Here is a 657-nt window from a genome sequence, read left to right as displayed (position 1 = left end):
TACGTCGGCTACGACGAGGGTGGTCAGCTGACGGAGAAGGTGCGGCGTCGGCCGTTCTCGGTGGTGCTGTTCGACGAGATCGAGAAGGCCCACCCGGATGTGTTCAACACGCTGCTGCAGATCCTGGAGGACGGGCGGCTCACCGACGGTCAGGGTCGGATCGTGGACTTCAAGAACACGGTCATCATCCTGACGACCAACCTCGGCACCCGTGATGTCGCCAAGGCCGTCAGCCTCGGTTTCCAGGCGTCGGAGGACTCCGAGTCGAACTACGACCGGATGAAGCAGAAGGTCAACGACGAGCTCAAGCAGCACTTCCGGCCTGAGTTCCTCAACCGGATCGATGACACCATCGTGTTCCACCAGCTGCGCCAGAACGAGATCCTCTCGATCGTCGACATCATGATCGCCCGGATCGAGACGCAGCTGCGGAACAAGGACATGGGCCTGGAGCTGACCGACAACGCCAAGAAGTACCTGGCCACCAAGGGCTTCGACCCCGTCCTCGGCGCACGACCGCTCCGACGCACCATCCAACGCGACATCGAGGACAACCTGTCCGAGCGGATCCTGTTCAACGAACTGACCCCCGGCCAGATCGTCGTCGTCGACTGCGAAGGCGACCCGAACAACGTCGACAAGTCCAAGCTCGTCTTC

Annotated in this window: 1 protein-coding gene; it reads left to right on the top strand. The window is 61.8% G+C overall.

Translation table 11 applies throughout. From position 1 onward, the window contains the following. The coding region (locus ACSNOB_RS31945) for an AAA family ATPase (RefSeq protein ID WP_436691160.1) at nt 1-657 on the top strand (657 nt) is incomplete at both ends.

Origin of the sequence: Micromonospora sp. URMC 106, assembly GCF_051386395.1 — a bacterium.
In the GTDB taxonomy this organism is placed as follows: Bacteria; Actinomycetota; Actinomycetes; order Mycobacteriales; family Micromonosporaceae; genus Micromonospora.
This window is presented reverse-complemented; position numbering and strand designations above follow the sequence as displayed.